General features: G+C 59.2%; 14 protein-coding genes. 7 read left to right on the top strand and 7 right to left on the bottom strand.

Annotated elements, in window-relative coordinates:
- Positions 1-194 precede the first annotated feature (194 nt).
- Positions 195-812 (top strand): response regulator, encoded by a 618-nt coding sequence (locus AAER43_RS02710; protein WP_014882386.1) that lies wholly within the window; start codon positions 195-197, stop codon positions 810-812.
- Here the strand turns inward: AAER43_RS02710 and AAER43_RS02705 are convergent, their stop codons facing one another.
- The 5 genes from AAER43_RS02705 to AAER43_RS02685 all read right to left on the bottom strand — a co-directional run bounded on the left by AAER43_RS02705 (position 813) and on the right by AAER43_RS02685 (position 8,032).
- A complete protein-coding gene (locus tag AAER43_RS02705; RefSeq protein ID WP_050863187.1) occupies positions 813-6,398 on the bottom strand; it encodes an ATP-binding protein in 5,586 nt (1,861 codons plus the stop codon).
- A 9-nt stretch (positions 6,399-6,407) separates the two neighbouring features.
- Positions 6,408-6,788 (bottom strand): response regulator, encoded by a 381-nt coding sequence (locus tag AAER43_RS02700; RefSeq protein ID WP_014882384.1) that lies wholly within the window; start codon positions 6,786-6,788, stop codon positions 6,408-6,410.
- Positions 6,789-6,811: 23 nt separating this feature from the next.
- Positions 6,812-7,072: a XapX domain-containing protein gene (locus tag AAER43_RS02695; RefSeq protein ID WP_014882383.1), complete on the bottom strand. Its 261-nt coding sequence runs from the start codon at positions 7,070-7,072 to the stop codon at positions 6,812-6,814.
- Positions 7,069-7,284, bottom strand: a complete 216-nt coding sequence (locus tag AAER43_RS02690; protein ID WP_014882382.1) for a DUF1427 family protein — start codon at positions 7,282-7,284, stop codon at positions 7,069-7,071. The genes AAER43_RS02695 and AAER43_RS02690 overlap by 4 nt, the downstream gene beginning before the upstream one ends.
- Positions 7,285-7,345: 61 nt before the next feature.
- Positions 7,346-8,032 carry a hydrolase gene (locus AAER43_RS02685; RefSeq protein WP_023331928.1) on the bottom strand — a complete coding sequence of 229 codons (687 nt, stop codon included), beginning with the start codon at positions 8,030-8,032 and terminating at the stop codon, positions 7,346-7,348.
- Positions 8,033-8,248: 216 nt separating this feature from the next.
- Between AAER43_RS02685 and AAER43_RS02680 the strand changes: the two genes are divergently transcribed.
- From AAER43_RS02680 to mcrC, 6 genes are all read left to right on the top strand, one after another.
- On the top strand, positions 8,249-10,120 hold the full coding sequence (locus tag AAER43_RS02680) for an amidohydrolase (RefSeq protein ID WP_050863186.1): 1,872 nt from the start codon (positions 8,249-8,251) through the stop codon (positions 10,118-10,120).
- Entirely contained in the window at positions 10,120-10,527 is a 408-nt protein-coding gene (locus AAER43_RS02675; RefSeq protein ID WP_014882379.1) for a DoxX family protein, read from the top strand. Before AAER43_RS02680 ends, AAER43_RS02675 begins: the two co-directional genes overlap by 1 nt.
- Positions 10,524-12,143, top strand: a complete 1,620-nt coding sequence (locus tag AAER43_RS02670) for an MFS transporter (protein WP_023331926.1) — start codon at positions 10,524-10,526, stop codon at positions 12,141-12,143. The genes AAER43_RS02675 and AAER43_RS02670 overlap by 4 nt, the downstream gene beginning before the upstream one ends.
- 30 nt (positions 12,144-12,173) lie before the next feature.
- Positions 12,174-12,995 carry an alpha/beta hydrolase gene (locus AAER43_RS02665; protein ID WP_342701816.1) on the top strand — a complete coding sequence of 274 codons (822 nt, stop codon included), beginning with the start codon at positions 12,174-12,176 and terminating at the stop codon, positions 12,993-12,995.
- A gap of 131 nt (positions 12,996-13,126) precedes the next feature.
- A complete protein-coding gene (locus tag AAER43_RS02660; RefSeq protein WP_342701815.1) occupies positions 13,127-15,079 on the top strand; it encodes an AAA family ATPase in 1,953 nt (650 codons plus the stop codon).
- A complete protein-coding gene (gene mcrC, locus AAER43_RS02655) occupies positions 15,076-16,209 on the top strand; it encodes a 5-methylcytosine-specific restriction endonuclease system specificity protein McrC (protein ID WP_050863182.1) in 1,134 nt (377 codons plus the stop codon). Before AAER43_RS02660 ends, mcrC begins: the two co-directional genes overlap by 4 nt.
- A gap of 40 nt (positions 16,210-16,249) precedes the next feature.
- Here the strand turns inward: mcrC and AAER43_RS02650 are convergent, their stop codons facing one another.
- A complete protein-coding gene (locus AAER43_RS02650; protein WP_050863181.1) occupies positions 16,250-17,644 on the bottom strand; it encodes an MFS transporter in 1,395 nt (464 codons plus the stop codon).
- Positions 17,645-17,694: 50 nt separating this feature from the next.
- On the bottom strand, positions 17,695-18,783 hold the full coding sequence (locus tag AAER43_RS02645; protein ID WP_050863180.1) for a cellulase family glycosylhydrolase: 1,089 nt from the start codon (positions 18,781-18,783) through the stop codon (positions 17,695-17,697).
- Positions 18,784-18,945: the final 162 nt, after the last annotated feature.

The following is an 18,945-nucleotide window of genomic DNA, read 5'->3' as shown; positions in this document are numbered from 1 at the left end:
AACGATGATGAAACGTGCGCAGGCAAACGACACGCCAGTCGACAACCGTTCGCTATACTTCCTCTTCATACGGTTATCATATTGTTAAATGATAATGATATTTAATGTGTTAAGATGAAAGCCAGCAGAAACAGTCTCTTACGTGACGGGACGTGTATATTTTCTCGACAGTTAACTCAGCACCGGGGCAGTGAATGGAACACATTGTGTATGTGGTTGACGACGATGACGCGGTCAGGCAGTCCGTTCTCGGCCTGCTGGAATCAGCGGATTTAGACGCCATGGGGTTTTCATCCGCAGAGGCGTTTCTTCAGCACCGTTTTGAGGATCTGCCGTCGTGTGTGATCCTCGATATGCAAATGCCCGCCATTTCAGGTTTTGACGTAGCGGACGCCCTCAAGGACAGCGGGCGCGACATCCCGATTATTTTTCTCACCGGCCACGGCACTATCCCGATGTCGGTGCGCGCCATTAAAGGCGGCGCGTACGAATTTCTCACCAAGCCCGTTGAATCCACCGCGCTGATCGACGCCATTCAGTCTGCGCTCCAGCTGGCGGAAAACAACGCCGTGCGCAACAAAGAGCACTACGCCCTGAAGCAGCGCCACATGTCCCTTACGCCACGGGAACATGAGGTGTTAACACTGGCGATAAGCGGGATGCTGAACAAGCAAATTGCCGCCGAGCTTGGCGTCAGCGAGATCACGGTGAAAGTGCATCGCCGTCGCGTAATGGAAAAAATGCAGGTGCGCTCCGTGGCGGAGCTGGTCAGGGCCGTTGAGCGCCTGACCCACAGCCAGCCTGCGGATTAACTACTCCCCTGTCTGTCCGGCAAGCGGTAACACAAACGCAAACACCGTGCCGTGTGGCTCCCGGCGGCGCGCGCTCAGTTTTCCTCTGTGTCGCTCAATGATGCTGGCGCTGATGGTCAGCCCCATCCCCATTCCCTGCGCCTTGGTGGAATAGAACGAGTCAAAAATCTTCTCCAGCCGCTCGGGCTGAATGCCGCTGCCGGTATCGGCGATCTCGACGATAACGTTCCCGTCGGCGTTGACGGTGCTGAGGGTGATGATGCAGGGGCGATCGTTAACCTCCGCCATGGCCTCAACGGCGTTCATCACCAGATTCAGCAGCACCTGCTGGATCTGCACGCTATCCCCGGTGATAAAGCTGTCACCGGCGTTTAACAGATAATCCACGCTGATGTGTCTCTGCTCCAGCTCGCTGCGGGAAAGGGTAATAATGTGGTGGATCAGATAGTGGAGATCGATACGCGCGAAGGTCGGATCCTGCTTGCGGGTCAGGGACTGAATGCTGCGGATGATCTCCCCCGCCCGGGCACCTTCCGCGGCGATCTCCTCCAGCCCTTCCCGCACTTTATCCAGCCGGGCGGGTTCACGGTTAAGCCAGCGCAGGCTTGCCCCGGCGTTAGAGACGATCGACATCAGCGGCTGGTTGATCTCGTGGGCGATGGAAGAGGTTAACTGACCGACCGTGGTGGCACGCGACACCCGCGCCAGTTCCGCCTGCGCCACCCGCATGGCATCCTCCGCGGCGCGCTGACTGGTGATATCGGTAATGATGCCGTAATACTCGTTCACCTCACTGCCCACGCCCACCGGATCGCCAATCCCGAGGATATAGCGCGTGGAACCGTCGGTACGCTTAATACGAAACTCCGCGCGCATAGAGAGCCCCTCGCGCACGCTCTGGGTGACGATGGCGCTGATGCGGGCGTAATCATCCTCATGGACGAAGGTCAAAAACTCCGCCATGGAGATCATTTTTTGCTGCTCGGGCAGGCCGAGAATACGGGCGTACTCTTCGGACATAAACATCAGATCCTGCTCCAGCTCCCAGCGCCAGCTACCGGTGTGGCTGATCTGCTCACCCAGCATCAGCGAGTTCTGGCTGGCGCGCAGCTCTTTTTCCACGCGTCGGCGCTGGATGTTCTCCGCCAGCAGTTCGGCGTACAGCCGCGCCGTCTCCAGAGAGACCGCAGCCTGCGCCCCCAGCAGGCTCACCACGCGAGAGTGCTCGGCGGTGAAGACCTCCGGCATCAGGCGGTTTTCCAGATAGAGCACCCCCACCAGCCGCGCCTGTTTGAACATCGGAACGCACATCACGGCCGCCCCCGAGGTCACCAGGTAGGGATCCTGGCTGAAGGGATGGAACTCCTCCGGTTTACCGGTGCGGATCTCCTGTCCGGTGCGGATCACCGCCGCCAGCACCGACAGCGGCATGTCGGTCGCTACCGGTACGTCCTTCAGGATCCGCACCCGCACGCCCTCGGTGCTGGTCCACGCGCTGGCTTCGATCTCCGGAATCAGGTTATCGCTCACGCGAAGCAGCAGGCCGCGCTGCGCCCCGGCACGTTCGAGCAGCAGCGTCATCAGGTTTTCGATAAGCCGCTCAAGGTTGATCTCTTCCGACAGGGCGCGTGAGGCTTTGATCACGCTCTGCAGATCGCGGATCACTTCATTCTGGGCAAACGCCACCGTGTCATAGGCGCTGGCCTGTCCGGAGGCCAGCAGATGCGGGAAATCCTGCTCCAGCTGGCGCACCTTAGCCTGTGCCCCGGCACGGCCCCAGGCGGCAATGGCGCCGCGAAAATGTGCATCTGACGCGGTCGGGTAACCGCAGGACAGCGCAAAGCGACCCGCCAGCTCGTGCGCCAGGGCGTTAATCGGATTAAAGCCGCCCTCGCGTGACAGGCGGACCGCTTTCTCATACTGCTCAAGCGCAATGCTGTTCATGCCGTCCAGACGCACGATTTCGGCGTAAATCAGCGCTTCTTTATCCGCAAACGTCCCCGGATTAATGCGCGCCCAGAGGGCAATTTTGTCGTAGTGAGCGTGAATACTGCGTCGATGATTCGCCGAGAACGTCTCCGGCGTTAGCTGGCGGGAAAGCGCCAGGGCGCTGTAGAGATGGTAATCCAGCAGATGGATATGGCCAGGCGCAGACCACGCGTACCAGCCCGCCATCTCAAGATCCGCCTGCGCATCGGCAAATTCGCCGCAGGTAAAGTGCGCCATTCCGCGATAGAGCCAGTACCAGAACAGCATGGTCGACGTCTGTTCCGGAGCCTGCTCTGGCGAAGCAGGCAGCAGCGCCTCCGGCAGCACCTGCGAGGCGGTCCAGGTGCCGATCACCGGCGTGCGTAAAAACTCAACGTAGCCGCGCTGAACCATCAAAATGGTCTCAACGTCCTGGAAGTGGGTTTTCCGCACAAAGGCCAGGCCGCGATCGATGCTGGTCAGCACCCCGTCGAGATGATCGCCCCGAGAGAGGAAGTTAATGGCCTGGTGGCAGGCCGCGAAGCAGGCCATCGTCATATCACCGTGGGTCACCGCCGCGGTGAAGCAGGCTTTTGCGCACTCGATGGTGAACGACAGCGGCTGGGTCCAGACGCTGAGCTGATCGAGCGGCAGCAGGGTTTTCGCTTCATACGCATCATAGCCGTGGCGATTGACCAGCTCGCGGGCCAGCGTGCCGTACTGGAACCCGAGGCGATACTCGGCGTAGCGGTGGCCGATCAACACGCCAAACCAGGCCATCGCCGTGGTGGAGGCGCCGGTGATGCCGTGGTCGAGGGTCAGGTGCATCATGCGGCAGAGCAGCAAAAAGTGCAGACGCGGACAGATGAAGCTGGCGCAAATGCTGGCGCTGTAGAGCAGGTTCATTACCGCTTCCGTTTCCGGATTTTCCATCCGCGAGAGCTGGGCATAGCGACTTTGCGGCGCGTCGCCCGTGCGGTTACAGAAGTCTTTCCAGGCAGCATCGCAGTCGGCATCTTCCGGATGGCGGCCAATCTGAATACCAAAAATACCCAGCCAGCAGAGCGCCGCCTCCAGCGCCAGACGGCTATCCGACTGGCGAATATAGACTTCCACCAGCAGGTTGGCCGCCAGCGCTTTTTCGGTCAGCCCGCCGGGGCAGCCCAGGATCGCATCGCACAGCTCGCGGGTCCGCTCCAGATGGCCGAGCGCAAACTCGCAGCCCGCCTCTTCAATATCCAGCACAAAGTCTGACACCACACCGGCATTGCCCAGCGCTCTCGCCGTCTGGATGTAGCTCAGTGCCGAAAGATAATCGCCCGTGCGTTTCGCCCGGCGCGCGGCCAGCAGGCTCAGCTCGCGGAACATCTGCCGCTGCGGAGCGGGCTGGATACTGTCCAGTGCGGCCGTAACATGGTGAACGGCGCGGAAAAGCAGTTCGTTTCCCGCAGCCTGCCGCGCGGCATCGGCCAGCAGGCTGGCGGTGGTCAGATGAAGGTGGCTTTTCTCATGCGGATCCAGCAGCGCGAAGGCGGCTTCCTGCACCCTGTCGTGGGTGAAGGCGTACTCTTTTTCCGTCAGCACGATGAGCTGCGCCATGACCGCCGGATGGAGCGCATAGCGCATTTCCGCCATCGACATGCCGACAACGCGGCATATCATCTCCATCTCGCCCTTGCCGCCGAGGCAGGCAAAACTCCCCAGCAGGCGACGCGTCTCGTCGGGCAACTCTTCGAGCTGCTCCAGCACCAGGGTGACGACGTTTTCGGTGTAATGCCGGGCGCGGATCGCCTGCAGATCGTAGTGCCACTTATCCTGATATTTGTTATGCACCACCAGCCCGTCATCGACAATGCGGCGGAAAAACTCATGCACAAAGAGCGGGTTGCCCCCGGTTTTTTCATGGATCAGCGTGGCGAGGTCAGACGTCGCCGTGCTGCGGGTTCGAAACAGCGTCGCCAGCCAGCGCGCTACCGCTTTCACGGACAGCGCCTGAGGGACAATTTCGCTCGCGTTTAGCGCCGCTTCCGGAAGACTCGTCAGCAGCGCTTGTAAGGTGGCATCGGATAACGAACAGATATCCCGGTGAGCAACAACCACCAGCAGCGGGATTGCCCCGCTGTTCACCAGCAGGTATTTGAGCGTATGCAGGCTGGCGGCGTCGCTCCACTGAAGATCGTCAAGCACCAGCACCAGCGGGCAGCCCTGAGAGGCAAAGGTTTTGACCAGCGCCAGCACCATATGGCTGAAGCGCGCCCGGGCATCAATGGAAAACGTATCCGGCGAGAAGCGCGGTTTGCTCTCAAGCAGCAGCCCCAGTTCAGGCACAAGACTGACAGCGAGCGCCTCGTGGCCCTCCAGGGCGCGCGAGAGGCGGATTTTCCACTTCGCCACGTCGTCTGCGGGCAGCCCCAGCAGGTGCAACGTCAGGGTGCGAAACGCGGAACTTAGCACGCCGTAAGGCAGTGACGGCGAAAACTGATCCACCTTACCTACCGCCAGCAGCACCGTACGCTGCTGCAGCGTTTTAAGCGCCGTCGCGATGATCGAGGATTTCCCGATCCCTGACGGTCCGCCGATCGTCACCAGCTCTGGCACCCGGCTCTGCCCGACTCGCTCAAACGCGGCAATGACGTCATTCGCCTGCGGATGCGTCGCGAACAGGGAATCCGCCAGATGGATCGCCGGGGTGCGATCCTGCTGACCGGGAGTAAAGGGGGCGATCTCGCCCTCACCGGTCAACGTCGCCTGGCAGCGTCGCAGGTCGGCAATCAGTCCGTCCACCGTCTGATAACGGTTATCAGGATGCTTTTCCAGCAGCTTGAGGAGGATGGTCGAGAGCATTCCCGGCACGTCCGGGCGTATCACGTCCGGGGCCAGCGGCTCCGAGGCAATATGGTAGTGCGCCCAGTTGGTCTGATCGTCCGCGCCCAGTTCAAACGGCAGGCGTCCGGTCAGAAGTTCATACAGCACCATGCCGAGGCTGTAGAGATCGCTGCGGCTGTCGACGGGGCGCCGGGTGCGGGTGGTATGTTCCGGCGACATCCAGGCGGGAGTACCGCCTGAAACGGTAAGACGGGTCTGCGAGAAGGCATCGGAAAAACGGCAGGAGAGACCAAAGCTGCCCAGACGGCAGGTGGCATCGTGATAAACAAAAATACTGCCGGGTTTGATATCGCCGTGGATCAGGTTTTGCAGATGCATCTGGCGCAGGGGGACGCAGATCTGGATCGCCAGCTCGATAAAGCGCGCAATCCCGGAGATCGCCCTGCCCGCGCGTCGCGCCAGCAGCTCAAACGAAAACGGGGCGTAAACCAGCGCGAAACGCCCCCGATACTGGGTAGAGGCGACGGCGCGAATGGCCCAGCTGTCCTGGAGCACGTCGCGCAGCGCAAACTCGTTTTTCAGCAGCCGGGTGGCCCGCTCTTCCTCTTCGTCACTCACCGCGGTGGCAATGATGAAGGAGCCGCCAGAATGGGGATGACGTGCGTTCATCCAGGCTATGCCGCCCTCCTGCGCCAGCACGGTAAAAATCACATCCTCTTTAAGGACAAAAACCCGCCCCTGATGAAGATTTCCCTGGGCGGGCCAGAATGCAGGCTGCTCGTTTTCGTTCATCCGCGATCCTTATTGTCGGCGGGCCAGCTCCCGCTGAATATGATCCAGCAGAATATCGATGTTAATCGGCTTACGCAAAAATGCAGCGGCGCCCAGACTGAGGGCGTACCGCTGCATATTTTCATCAGCATGACCGGAGATAAAGAGTACAGGAGGAGGCGGTACGGCCAGCAGCCGCAGCTTGTCGAACAGCTCAAGGCCGCTCATGCCTCGCAGCTTGATATCGGTGATCACCAGCGCCGCGCCGGACAGCGCGAGAGGATGGCTCAGGAACCCCTCAGCCGAATCAAACGTATCGGTCGAATACCCTTCCGACTCCAGGAGATTACTCAACCCGCTGCGGACGGAACGTTCGTCATCAATGATGGCAATGCGCCACGGCAGCGTCATGCGGTCTTTCCTCTCACAAATCATTAAACGTCGCGCGTGTCCTTCGCGGGCGCCGGGGGCGCCGTGCCGCTGATTTTCGGTACGCATTCGTGACGAAACCAGGCGAGGGTCAGCGGTTCGCGACTCATTAAGCGCCGTCCCACCGGGATGAGCTGCTCCCCCACCAGCATGCCAAACAGGCCAAGCAGGGCGACAACCGGCGGTGCCGGCGAATGGACGTCGAGCAGAGCGTAAATTACCCCAGCTACCACGCCGCACACCAGCGAAATAATCCATGCTTTCATGACGATGCTCCTGTCTGCGGTGCTGCCGGAACGGTGACCTGTGCAGGCGCACTGTCGCGGGATAACAGATGCCGCGTCGCCTGTTCACCCGCCAGCATCCCCAGCAGGCCAATCAACGCCAGCGCGGGCGGCGCGGGGGAGCGCACCTTCAGCACGGCATACATCAGGCCAATCAACACGCCTGCCGCAAGGGATATCAGCCCAGTACTCATTGTGAACTCCAGAGAAAAAAGCAGCGGCGAGCCGGATGAGGGACCAGCCCGCCGACAGGGCTTAGCGAGCCGGGACCGGCGCTAAGGTGCGGTGCTCGCTCTTCTGGCGAGATGGCGCTTTGTGCACCATGGTGTAGGCGTAATCGACGCCCATGCCGTACGCGCCGGAGTGCTCGCGCACGATATCCATTACCGCGGTGTAGGTCTCTTTACGCGCCCAGTCGCGCTGCCACTCCAGCATGACCTGCTGCCAGGTCACCGGGATCACGCCCGCCTGGATCATGCGCTGCATCGCGAAGTCATGAGCTTCTTTTGACGTGCCGCCGGAGGCATCCGCCACCATGTAAATTTCATAATCGCCTTCCAGCATCGCGCACAGGGCAAAGCTGTTGTTGCACACTTCGGTCCACAGACCTGCTACCACGACTTTCTTCTTGCCGTTGGCCTTCAGCGCGTCACGCACTTTCTGGTCGTCCCAGGAGTTCATGGAGGTACGCTCCAGAATGTCCTGGCCCGGGAACACGTCCAGCAGTTCCGGATAGGTGTTACCGGAGAAGCTTTCGGTCTCTACGGTGGTGATGATGGTCGGGATATTGAAGACTTTCGCCGCTTTCGCCAGCGCCACGGTGTTATTTTTCAGCACCTGGCGGTCAATAGACTGCACGCCAAACGCCATCTGAGGCTGATGATCGATAAAGATAATCTGGCAGTTCGCAGGGGTTAACACTTCGAGCTTTGAAGAGGTCATAGCATTTTCCAGTGGTTAAGGGTGAAATCGCCGTGAGCGCACGGCGATAAAGTCACGCTCATCCTGCGGTTTATCGCCCCTGGGCGTAATTATCTCTTCGTATAGTTAACCTTAGGTATAGTTATACTTTGGTATACCTATCCTATTGTATAACTGGATCTTTGCCGAAACCGGTTCCCATAATCCTGACCATTCCCCTCTCAGTCAGGAGCAGTTATGGTTACCCTCGGTAAAGCCGATCTCATTCTGGTTAATGGCCAGTTTCATACCGTCGATCGCGAGAACCCCATCGCGGAAGCCGTTGCCGTGCGCGATGGAAAATTTCTGGAAGTGGGTACCGTCGCCGAGGTGATGCAACATCACTGCGACGGTACGAAAGTGGTCGATTTGAAAGGCCACACCGCCATCCCCGGGCTGAACGATTCGCACCTGCACCTCATTCGCGGCGGGCTGAACTACAACCTCGAGCTGCGCTGGGAAGGCGTGCCGTCGCTGGCCGATGCCCTGCGGATGCTGAAAGAGCAGGCTCTGCGCACGCCGTCGCCGCAGTGGGTACGCGTGGTGGGCGGCTGGACCGAGTTCCAGTTTGCCGAACGCCGCATGCCGACGCTGGACGAGATCAACGCCGCCGCGCCGGACACCCCGGTTTTCATCCTGCACCTCTACGACCGCGCCCTGCTCAACCGCGCCGCGCTGAAGGTGGTCGGCTACACCAAAGACACGCCGAACCCGCCGGGCGGCGAGATCCAGCGCGACGCCAACGGCAACCCAACCGGGATGCTGATTGCGCGCCCGAACGCCATGATCCTCTACGCCACGCTGGCCAAAGGACCGAAGCTGCCGCTGGAGCAGCAGGTTAACTCCACCCGTCAGTTCATGCGCGAGCTGAACCGTCTGGGGCTGACCAGCGCCATCGACGCGGGCGGCGGCTTCCAGAACTACCCGGAAGATTACGAGGTGATTGCCGAGCTGCACGAGAAAAAGCAGATGACCATCCGCATCGCCTACAACCTGTTTACCCAGCGTCCGGGCCACGAGCTGGAGGACTTTGAGAAATGGACCGACATGCTCACGCCGGGCCAGGGCAGCGACTTCTTCCGCCATAACGGCGCGGGCGAGATGCTGGTCTTCTCCGCCGCCGATTTTGAAGATTTCCTCGAACCCCGCCCGGATCTCGCGCCGGGCATGGAGGACGAGCTGGAGCGCGTGGTGCGCCATCTGGTGGAACACCGCTGGCCGTTCCGCCTGCACGCCACCTATAACGAATCCATCAGCCGCATGCTGGACGTCTTCGAGAAGGTGAACCGCGACATTCCGTTCAACGGCCTGCACTGGTTCTTTGACCACGCGGAAACCGTCACCCAGGCCAACATCGACCGCATCAAAGCGCTCGGGGGCGGCATTGCCGTCCAGCACCGTATGGCCTTCCAGGGCGAGTACTTTGCCGAACGTTACGGCATCGAAGCGACCCGCCATACACCGCCGGTGGCGAAAATGCTGGAGACCGGCGTACCGGTGGGCTTAGGTACGGACGCCACCCGCGTGGCGAGCTACAACCCGTGGACCGCGCTCTACTGGCTGGTCTCCGGCCGTACCGTCGGCGGGATGCAGATGTACGACCACAGCGCCCGTCTGGATCGCGATACCGCCCTGATGCTCTGGACCCAGGGCAGCGCGTGGTTCTCCAGCGAGCAGAATCAGAAGGGGCAGATCAAGGTCGGCCAGCTCGCCGACCTGGCCGTACTCAGCAAAGACTACTTCCGCGTGCCGGAAGAGGAGATCAAGGGCATCGAGTCCGTCCTGACGGTGGTCAACGGCGATATCGTCTACGCGGCAGGCACCTTTGGCCCGCTCGCGCCGCCCGCCATTCCGGTTCTGCCCGACTGGTCCCCGGTCGTGAAAGTACCGGGCCACTACCGCAGCGCGCCGCCGCGGGCCGCACGCGTGGGCATGAGCGCCGTTCACCACTGCAGCGGCCCGTGCGGGGTTCACAGCCACCAGCATGATTTTGCCCGCACGTCAGAAATGCCGGTGTCCGACGATAACGCTTTCTGGGGGGCGCTGGGCTGCAGCTGCTTTGCATTCTGATGAAAAACACGCTTGCTCCGCCCCGGGTTGACCTGGGGCTGTTCTTCCTGCGGCTGACCGGCAGCCTGCTGCTGCTGTACGTGCACGGCCTGCCAAAGGTACTGCACTTCAGTGAAGAGCTGACGCGCATTGAAGATCCGTTCGGCTTCGGGCCCTATGCCAGCCTGATTCCGGCCATCGTCGCCGAGGTAATTTGCCCGCTGTTTATCATTGCGGGCGTGTATACCCGCCTGGCGTGCCTGCCGATTATCGCCGTGCTGCTGGTGGCGATGCTGGCGGTGCACCCGAACTGGTCGATTGCCGAAGGGCAGTTTGGCTGGCTGTTGCTGATTATCTTTACCACCCTTGCCCTCACCGGCCCGGGCCAGTGGCGATTGCAGCGTAAGGCAGCGGAGAGGTTCGCATGACCCAGGTTAACGACGTTCGCGACGCACACGTCGAGACGACGCACACATCAACGGTTTCGCCCTGGCAGCCGCTAAGCCAGCCGGTGTTCAGGATGCTGTGGATCGCCACGGTGGTCTCTAACGTCGGCTCATGGATGAGCGACGTCGGCATCAACTGGAGCATGCTGACCCTGAGCGCCGATCCGCTGGACATCGCGCTGGTGCAGGCGGCCAGCAGCCTGCCGATGTTCCTCTTCGCCCTGCCGTCCGGGGTGATGGCGGACATCGTCGACCGGCGTAAATACCTGCTCTTCTCCCAGCTGTGGGTGTTTATCGCCGCCGCCGGGCTGACGGTGCTCTCCTTCACCGGACACGTCACCCCCGCCGTTCTGCTGGTGGCGACGTTTCTGCTGAGCGTCGGCGCGGCGATGAGCTCGCCGCCGTTTCAGGCCGTGGTGCCGGACCTGGTGAGCAAGCCCGAGCTGGGTGCCGCCGTGGCGCTGAACTCGCTCGGGGTAAACATCAGCCGGGCGATTGGCCCCGCGCTGGGTGGTTTTCTGCTGTCGCTCGCCGGGCCGTGGATGGTGTTTGCCCTGAACGCGCTGTCCGTGGTCGGCGTGGCGTGGGTACTGTGGCGCTGGCGTCAGGCCCCGACCGTGCAGCGTCTGCCGCCGGAGCATTTCTTCTCGGCGGTGCGATCCGGCATTCGCTACGTGCACGCCGCGCCGGTGCTGCGCAACGTGCTGGTGCGCACCGTGGCCTTCTTCGTTTTCGGCAGCGCGGGCTGGGCGTTACTGCCGCTGGTGGCGCGCCGCGAGCTGGGCTTAGGCCCGGCGGGCTACGGCGTAATGCTGGCGTGCATTGGCCTGGGGGCGATTGCCGGTGCGATTCTGCTGCCGCGCCTGCGCCAGCGGCTGAATGCCGACCGCCTGATGGTGGCCGCCAGCCTGACCTTTGCCCTCACCATGCTGGCGCTGGCGTTTGTGCGCCACGTCTGGCTGCTTAACCTGTTTGAGTTTTTCACTGGCTTCGCGTGGATTGCGGTGCTCTCCACCCTCAATCTCGGCGCGCAGCGCAGCGCCGCCCGCTGGGTGAAGGCCCGCGCGCTGGCGGTGTATCTGACGGTGTTCTTCGGCTCGATGACCGCAGGCAGCGCCCTCTGGGGGCAGATCGCCTCCCGGTTCGGTACCCCAACCTCGCTGGTTGTCGCCACGCTGGGGATGGTGCTGGCGAGCGCGACGGTGTTCCGCTGGAAGCTGGAGAAAGATCCGGACCTGAACCTCGACCTGAGCGGTCAGCCGCTGGACGGCGTGGAGATTGACCTGCCAAACGAACGCGGCCCGGTGCTGGTCTCGCACGAGTACCTCATCGACCCGCAACACGCCAAAGCCTTCCTGGAGGCGGTCCACGAGCTGCGCCGGGTGCGCCGCCGCGCCGGGGCGATGAGCTGGGCGGTGTATGAAGATATCGAGCGCCCCGGTCTGTTTATCGAGACCTTCCTGATGGGCTCGTGGATTGAGCATCTGCGCCAGCAGGAGCGCCACACCATGAATGACCTCCTGCTGCAGAGCCGCGTTCTGGCTTTTCATCAGGGCACAACCTCACCGGCTATTCGCTACCTGGTCGCGCCGGTATAACCATAACCATCACCTGTACAGGAACACACTATGGCAACGTTTAAGGCAAAAGACGGCACGCAGATTTACTACAAAGACTGTGGCGCGGGTAAACCGGTTCTCTTCAGCCACGGCTGGCCGCTGGACGGCGACATGTGGGACAGCCAGCTGAACTACCTGGCCGAGCGCGGCTTCCGTGCCATCGCCTTTGACCGTCGCGGGTTTGGCCGCTCGGATCAGCCGTGGAACGGTTACGACTACGACACCTTTGCGTCCGACATCAATGACCTGATCACCACCCTGGATCTGCGCGACGTGACGCTGGTGGGCTTCTCCATGGGCGGCGGCGACGTGACCCGTTACATCAATAACTACGGCAGCGCGCGCGTCGCCGGTCTGGCGCTGCTGGGCGCGGTCACGCCGATCTTCGGTAAATCCGACTCCTTCCCGCAGGGTGTAGATCAAAGCGTATTCGACGGCATTCGCGACGGACTGCGTAAAGATCGCGCCCAGTTCATCAGCGACTTCGCCACCCCGTTCTACGGTATCAACGCCGGACAAACCGTTTCTGCCGGTGCCCTGACCCAGACGCTGAACATTGCCCTGCTGGCATCGCTGAAAGGCACCATCGACTGCGTGACCGCGTTCGGCACAACCGACTTCCGCCCGGATATGGCGAAAATCGACGTGCCGACGCTGGTGATTCACGGCAGCAACGACCAGATCGTGCCGTTTGAAAGCACCGGCAAGCTGGCGGCAGAGATGATCAAAAACGCCACGCTGAAGGTGTACGACAACGCGCCGCACGGCTTTGCGCTGACCCACCAGGACCAGCTCAACGAAGATCTGCAGGCGTTTGTGAAGTCGCTGTAATGTCATATGAGGGCATGTCGTTCCGGCATGCCCTTATAGATCACTGTTTTAGGTAGTTATTCACTAAGGCTTACAATCCCGTAAAATTCAGTCGCCAGGTTACTGAAGCCTGAAATTTTACTGGAGAGCATATGGACGCAGTTGAGCAAGACGTCAGATTCGCATGGGCAGACTTCTATCAGGCATTTGCCTCTCAGCTACTGACCTGGCGAAATCGAAGAGAGGAGCTGGTGGCGGGTATTCACCGCATTGCTGCTGAGATTGGCAGTATGGCACACCTGCAGGACAAGCCCGCTAATGGCGCTCCCCATCCTTTGAAAGACATTTGTCCTTTCACCACTATGGGTTTATTTAATCGCTCGCTTACCGTTACCAACCGAAGAAATACCGCAGCCAGCCTGGCAAAACTGATAGGCGTTCGCGAACCGATTCCTGAGTCGTTCGACGGTATTCCGCTTCTGAACAATCAGAAGTCATGGTTCTTTGGCTATGAGAAATCACGTAAGCCTGAAGACATCGATACGCTGTGGGAAATGTTTTCTCAGGCAATCTCCTTCGCCGACACCCCAAACGCCGATCCCACGGACTTCCTGTTTTCTTATGACGCCGCATCTAACGTGCGCAATGTTGGCTGGAACCTGACGATGGGATTGTACTGGCTACGCCCCTGGTTCTACCCTACGCTGGATAGCCAGTCTCAGTACTACATCCAGAAAGTCCTGAATATTAAAATCATTAAAAAAGGTGCCAAAGGGCGCTGCAGCGGACACAACTATCAGACCGTAGCGCTGGCGCTCAAAAAGGCCTTTACCCAGCCAAACTATCCGGTTCACTCCTTCCCTGAACTCTCCCTGGCGGCATGGAATATCGATTTACATCAGTCAAATGATGAAGTCGAGCGGCTGACATGGAAAGCGTATTTGCTTAATAAAATCAAACTACTGTGCCTGAAAAAAGACAGCCCATATTTCTCCTTGAGGGAGTTAAAAGAGGCTTATCTGGATGAGATTAAGGCGGATTATCCCAATAACAATACGGTTGAATCGTCCATTTCATATTATCTGCAAAAACTACGTGATGATGATGAACTGGAGTTTCAGACCCCCGGCAACTATGAATACCTCAACTTCGATAAAGGTGAATTCCAGAGCATCACCGAGGAAACGGTTGAAGAGAACGTGCCAGCGGAAATCCCCCATAAGCCTTACGCGATAAGCAATTTGATCGATGAGGGCTGCTTTTTAGAAGAGGAAAAAATCCAACTCATCCTTCAGCGGTTACAGGCCAAAAAAAACCTTATCCTGCAGGGCCCGCCGGGAACCGGTAAAACCTGGCTTGCCCGCCGCCTGGCGTATTGCCTTATGGGCGAGGAAACCTCTAAGCGCATCAGCGCGGTGCAGTTCCACCCCACCCTCTCCTACGAAGACTTTATTCGCGGCTGGCGTCCTAACAATGAAGGACGTTTGGCATTGGTAGACGGGCCTTTTCTCCATGCGATCGACAAAGCAGTAAACGATCCGACAACTAAGTACGTGGTCATTATTGAGGAAATTAACCGGGGTAATCCTGCGCAAATTTTTGGCGAGACGCTGACGCTGATGGAGGCGGATAAACGCACGCCGAATGAGGCGCTTGAGCTCTCATACCGATCTGATATGGATGAAAAAACCTACATTCCTGAGAATCTGTACATCATCGGGACGATGAATATCGCTGACCGCTCGCTTGCCCTGCTCGACCTGGCATTACGGCGCCGCTTTGCGTTTATTGATCTTAAGCCCGAGTTTAACGACGCGTGGAAAAAATGGGTTAACCAACGGTTTAATGTGAGCGTGGAAACATTAGCCCTAATCGAATCCCAAATAACTGCGTTAAATGAAAAATTGTCCAGGGATGCGGCCCTGGGACCACAGTTTTGTATCGGGCATAGCTACGTTACCCCACCAGCGGGGTTGAAGATTGACGACGGTATGGCCTGGTACAAGCAGGTTGTCGAAACCGAAATCTGTCCTTTGCTTGCCGAATACTGGTTCGATGCGCCGGAGAAAGTCCTGGATGCCAGAAAGGAACTCCTCAGCGTATGACCGATCTTGATGAACGTAGCGATACGCAGGCTCGGGCAGCCGTATTGCGCATTCCTTTGCGCAATATCTGGCTATTGATGCTGTATGCCTCTAGTCTGTTTCGCCATTACGGGCGCAGCATGGTTGCCGCTGAAAACAACCCGGAGGAAATCCCGGCGCTGGTGGCCAGGATCCTGCTTCACGAAGTAGAGCAGCGGCTGTTAAGGCATTTAAGTATGGGATACCAAACTCGCCGCGCCACGCTAAACAGGGTAAGGGGACGCATTGATGTTCTGCGCACAACCAGTCGACAATTGCTTGAGCGGGCACAGGTAGCCTGTCAGTTTCAGGAAATGACGCTGGATACTCCCCGTAATCGCTATGTTCGTTCTGCGTTAGAGCACCTTGTCCCGCTACTCAGCGACGGCGCGCTGGCTGCGCAATGTCGCGCAATGGCAATCAATTTGCGTCGTCGAGGTATCGAAGGCGGTATGCCGAGCAAAGGTGAACTGCCATCAATCGCGCGCTTTGGTCGCCATGATGCGGCGGATAAAGCCATGGTAGATGCCGCGCAGCTGGCATTTGAATTATGGCTACCAACCCAAACTGCGGGGCAAAAACTGTTGCCAACGCCGTCTGATGACCCTTACTGGATGCGTAAGCTGTTCGAGAAAAGTATGGCGGGTTTCTATCACGTCCATCTTCCCAAAAAAGACTGGACAGTCGCTGCCGGAAAAGAGTTGAAATGGAGATTAACGTCTCAAAGTGCAGGGAGCGAAAGTATTTTCCCAACCATGAACTCAGACATCATTCTTGAGCACAGGCAACCTGCACAGCGCATCATCATCGACACTAAATTCAATAACATTCTGATTAAAGGCTGGTATCGTGATCGGAGCTTGCGCAGCGGTTATATCTACCAGATGTATACCTATCTGCGCACGCAGGAGAATCGAACAGACCCGCTATCTCTCCGTTCGGCTGGATTATTACTTCATCCAGCCGTCGACGTAATGCTCTCCGAATTCGTTGAGGTACAGGGGCATAAAATCCACTTTGCCACCGTTGATTTAGCAGCAGATGCCGTCACAATGACTCAGCAATTATTGAAATTAGCCCATGATTGCTGTGGGATAGCTGACGTGAATTAAGTTCTAAAGTGGACGCCTGCATGACAGGCGCCCACCTGGATTAGTTCGCCGGTGCCGGGCGCTCCAGCCGCTCATTTTCCGCACGGCTATTTTTTAAATGATGCCGACGCTCTGCCAGCAGCCGACAAATCTCCGCATGCTTCTCCTCGGTAAAGGTAAAGCGCGACATAAAGCCCATTCGGATCGCTGACCCCATCGCCGGCAGCAGGCAAATCCCAAAGAACAGCCCCTCCAGCACGCCTTCACTCTGGATCTGCGCCTGCGGCACGTAGCCTATCATCGTCAGAAACACGCCGATCAACCCGCCGCCCACCGCCACCGACATCTTACCGGTAAAGGTCTGCCCGGAGAAGGTGATCGCCGCGCAGCGCTTGTGGGTGTGGTACTCCGCGTACTCGATGGTGTCGGCAATCATCGACGAGGTGAGGATGTTGGTCATCATCACAAACAGGGTACTCAGGCCGAGCAGGATAAACAGCATCGTCACCTGCTGATACCCGACAAACCACATCACCACGCGCACCGCCACGTCCAGCCCGCAGAGGATCATAAACAGCTTCCGCTTCTGCATCCGGCGCGTCAGCATCGGGGCGACCAGGCACAGCACTGCCGCGACAATCCCCATCACGCCAATCGCCATCTGCAGGCTGCCGTCGCCCAGGTTGTTGATAAAGAAGTAGATATACAGCCCGCCCGCCACGTTATGGAACACGCAGAAGAAGAACGACAGCAGGACGATAAACAGCGGCTTGTTCTGACGCAGGTTGTGGAAGGTATCGCGGATGGTCACCTTTTCCGGGCTCGGCGGCACGCGCTCTTTGATCTGCATAAAGCCGTTAAGCATCAGCGGCAGCCCCACCAGCATCATCACCAGCGCCGCCATAAAGTAACCTTTGTCGTTACTGTACTGGGCGAAAAACGCCGCCAGCTTCGGGAAGAAGATATTGGCGCAGGCAATCCCGGCGTTCACCCCGAGCATCGCCGCCGTCACCGCGCGGGTGCGCTGGGCGGAGTCGTTGGTCATTACCGACGACATCGACCAGAACGGAATATCGGAGATGGCATACAGCGTCCCCCACAGGATGTAGGTCACCCCAGCGTAGAGGATTTTGGTGGTCATGTCCGCTTCAATTTTATAGAACGACAGCAGCGTGACGCCGGTGATCAACAAAGGTGCGATCAGCAAAAAGTGGCGAAACTTGCCGAACCGGCTGTTAATGGTGTCCATAATGCTGGCAAACAGCGGATCGTGAACAGCGTCCCACGCGCGGGCAATCAGGAAAATGGTACTCGCCGCCAGCGCCGAAATGCCCAGCACGTCGGTGTAAAAATAGTTAATAAACGAACCCACTAAACCAAAGCTAAAACACTGACCTAAACCATAACCAAAATAAGACCACAACTCGCGAGACGGTATTTTCATTGTCATTGCCATTGTTATATGCCTGCCTGGTTGCCCGGCGGTGGACCGCCGGGTCGATATTATTAGTCCTGCGCCTGCGGGGCGATCTTGCGCAGCTGCTGCATTAATGCGATTTCATGGCGTGAGAACGGGATCCCGTTCTCCTCAAACACGTCGTGGAACCAGAGGCGGCAGTAGTCCGTGGACTCCTTCATCACCACCGGCCACGGCAGCCACGTCTGGGTTTTGCCGCGCACCAGCCCCCACTGGTAGGGCGCGACCTTCGCCGCATACATCAGCGGGAGCTGCTCTTCGATGGTGCTACCCACGTGGCGCGCCAGCCATTCGGTGCAGAACAGCGGACGACCGAGCGTTTGCAGTTGCTGGATAATCGCCGTCATGCGCCCGGTATGGGTGTAGGCGTGGAAGCTCACCACGTCAGAGAGCGCCAGCGCGGTCTGGTCCAGCGGATGCCGGAAGAACGTCTCGCCCTCCTCTTCCGGCGGCAGACGCCAGGCGCAGACGGTGAGCGGCTGGATCGGTTTCTCTTCACGCACCCACCGGAACGCAAGCTTCATCAGTTCATGGGCGCAGGTCTCCAGCTTCGCGTCGTACTGCACCTCCTGCGTGCCCGTCGCGAAAATGCCGCGGTTACCCGGCTCGTTGTAGAGATCCCACAGCAGCACGCGCTTATCCTCGCGGAACTGGCGGACAACGTCGCGGATATAGCGTTCAATCTGCGGCCAGCAGTCGGGATCGCACACCTTATCCCGCCCCGGGCTCGCCGCCGCCTGGCTGTTGTGCTTGCCCGGTACGGGCGGCTTTTGCGGGCCGAGGTACGGCTCGTCGCCGGAGAAGCCACAGTCGTCCATCAGGGTCAGCATGGTGCTGAACCCGCGGCCGTCGGCTATGGTCAAAAACCGGTCGATGCGCGCCATCAGCCCGTCGCGGTCATGCTCCCAGACGATAAACGGCAGGTTGATGCGCAGGGTGTTGTAGCCCGCCTCCGCCGCCCAGCCCAGTTCGCGGTCGATGGTCTCGGCATCGAAGGTCTCTTCCTGCCAGATATCGGTCCAGTTCACCGCCGTCGACGGCAAATAGTTAAACCCGCACAGCCAGCCCTTTTGTTCGTACCACGCCTGTGCCTGCTCCCTGCTCCACTGCTCTTTCATTACGCGTCCTCTTACTGATAATATTTAGCTAATAAATATTAGCTGCGGGATAAATGCGCAAATCACGGCACGCCGAAAAGCGACGGCCTTCACAAAGTTCGCGCTTCGATGAATGAGAAACGTGATCGACGGCGCGTAAGCGCGCGGTTAGGGTATGATGCG

Origin of the sequence: Enterobacter sp. FUJ80071, assembly GCF_038739915.1 — a bacterium.
GTDB lineage: Bacteria > Pseudomonadota > Gammaproteobacteria > Enterobacterales > Enterobacteriaceae > Enterobacter > Enterobacter kobei.
This window is presented reverse-complemented; position numbering and strand designations above follow the sequence as displayed.

Bases quoted from the DNA above. Each gene is read 5' to 3' on its own strand.
- AAER43_RS02710 (WP_014882386.1), top strand. From the start codon at position 195: ATGGAACACATTGTGTATGTGGTTGACGACGATGACGCGGTCAGGCAG.
- AAER43_RS02705 (WP_050863187.1), bottom strand. From the start codon at position 6,398: ATGAACGAAAACGAGCAGCCTGCATTCTGGCCCGCCCAGGGAAATCTT.
- AAER43_RS02700 (WP_014882384.1), bottom strand. From the start codon at position 6,788: ATGACGCTGCCGTGGCGCATTGCCATCATTGATGACGAACGTTCCGTC.
- AAER43_RS02695 (WP_014882383.1), bottom strand. From the start codon at position 7,072: ATGAAAGCATGGATTATTTCGCTGGTGTGCGGCGTGGTAGCTGGGGTA.
- AAER43_RS02690 (WP_014882382.1), bottom strand. From the start codon at position 7,284: ATGAGTACTGGGCTGATATCCCTTGCGGCAGGCGTGTTGATTGGCCTG.
- AAER43_RS02685 (WP_023331928.1), bottom strand. From the start codon at position 8,032: ATGACCTCTTCAAAGCTCGAAGTGTTAACCCCTGCGAACTGCCAGATT.
- AAER43_RS02680 (WP_050863186.1), top strand. From the start codon at position 8,249: ATGGTTACCCTCGGTAAAGCCGATCTCATTCTGGTTAATGGCCAGTTT.
- AAER43_RS02675 (WP_014882379.1), top strand. From the start codon at position 10,120: ATGAAAAACACGCTTGCTCCGCCCCGGGTTGACCTGGGGCTGTTCTTC.
- AAER43_RS02670 (WP_023331926.1), top strand. From the start codon at position 10,524: ATGACCCAGGTTAACGACGTTCGCGACGCACACGTCGAGACGACGCAC.
- AAER43_RS02665 (WP_342701816.1), top strand. From the start codon at position 12,174: ATGGCAACGTTTAAGGCAAAAGACGGCACGCAGATTTACTACAAAGAC.
- AAER43_RS02660 (WP_342701815.1), top strand. From the start codon at position 13,127: ATGGACGCAGTTGAGCAAGACGTCAGATTCGCATGGGCAGACTTCTAT.
- mcrC (WP_050863182.1), top strand. From the start codon at position 15,076: ATGACCGATCTTGATGAACGTAGCGATACGCAGGCTCGGGCAGCCGTA.
- AAER43_RS02650 (WP_050863181.1), bottom strand. From the start codon at position 17,644: ATGGCAATGACAATGAAAATACCGTCTCGCGAGTTGTGGTCTTATTTT.
- AAER43_RS02645 (WP_050863180.1), bottom strand. From the start codon at position 18,783: ATGAAAGAGCAGTGGAGCAGGGAGCAGGCACAGGCGTGGTACGAACAA.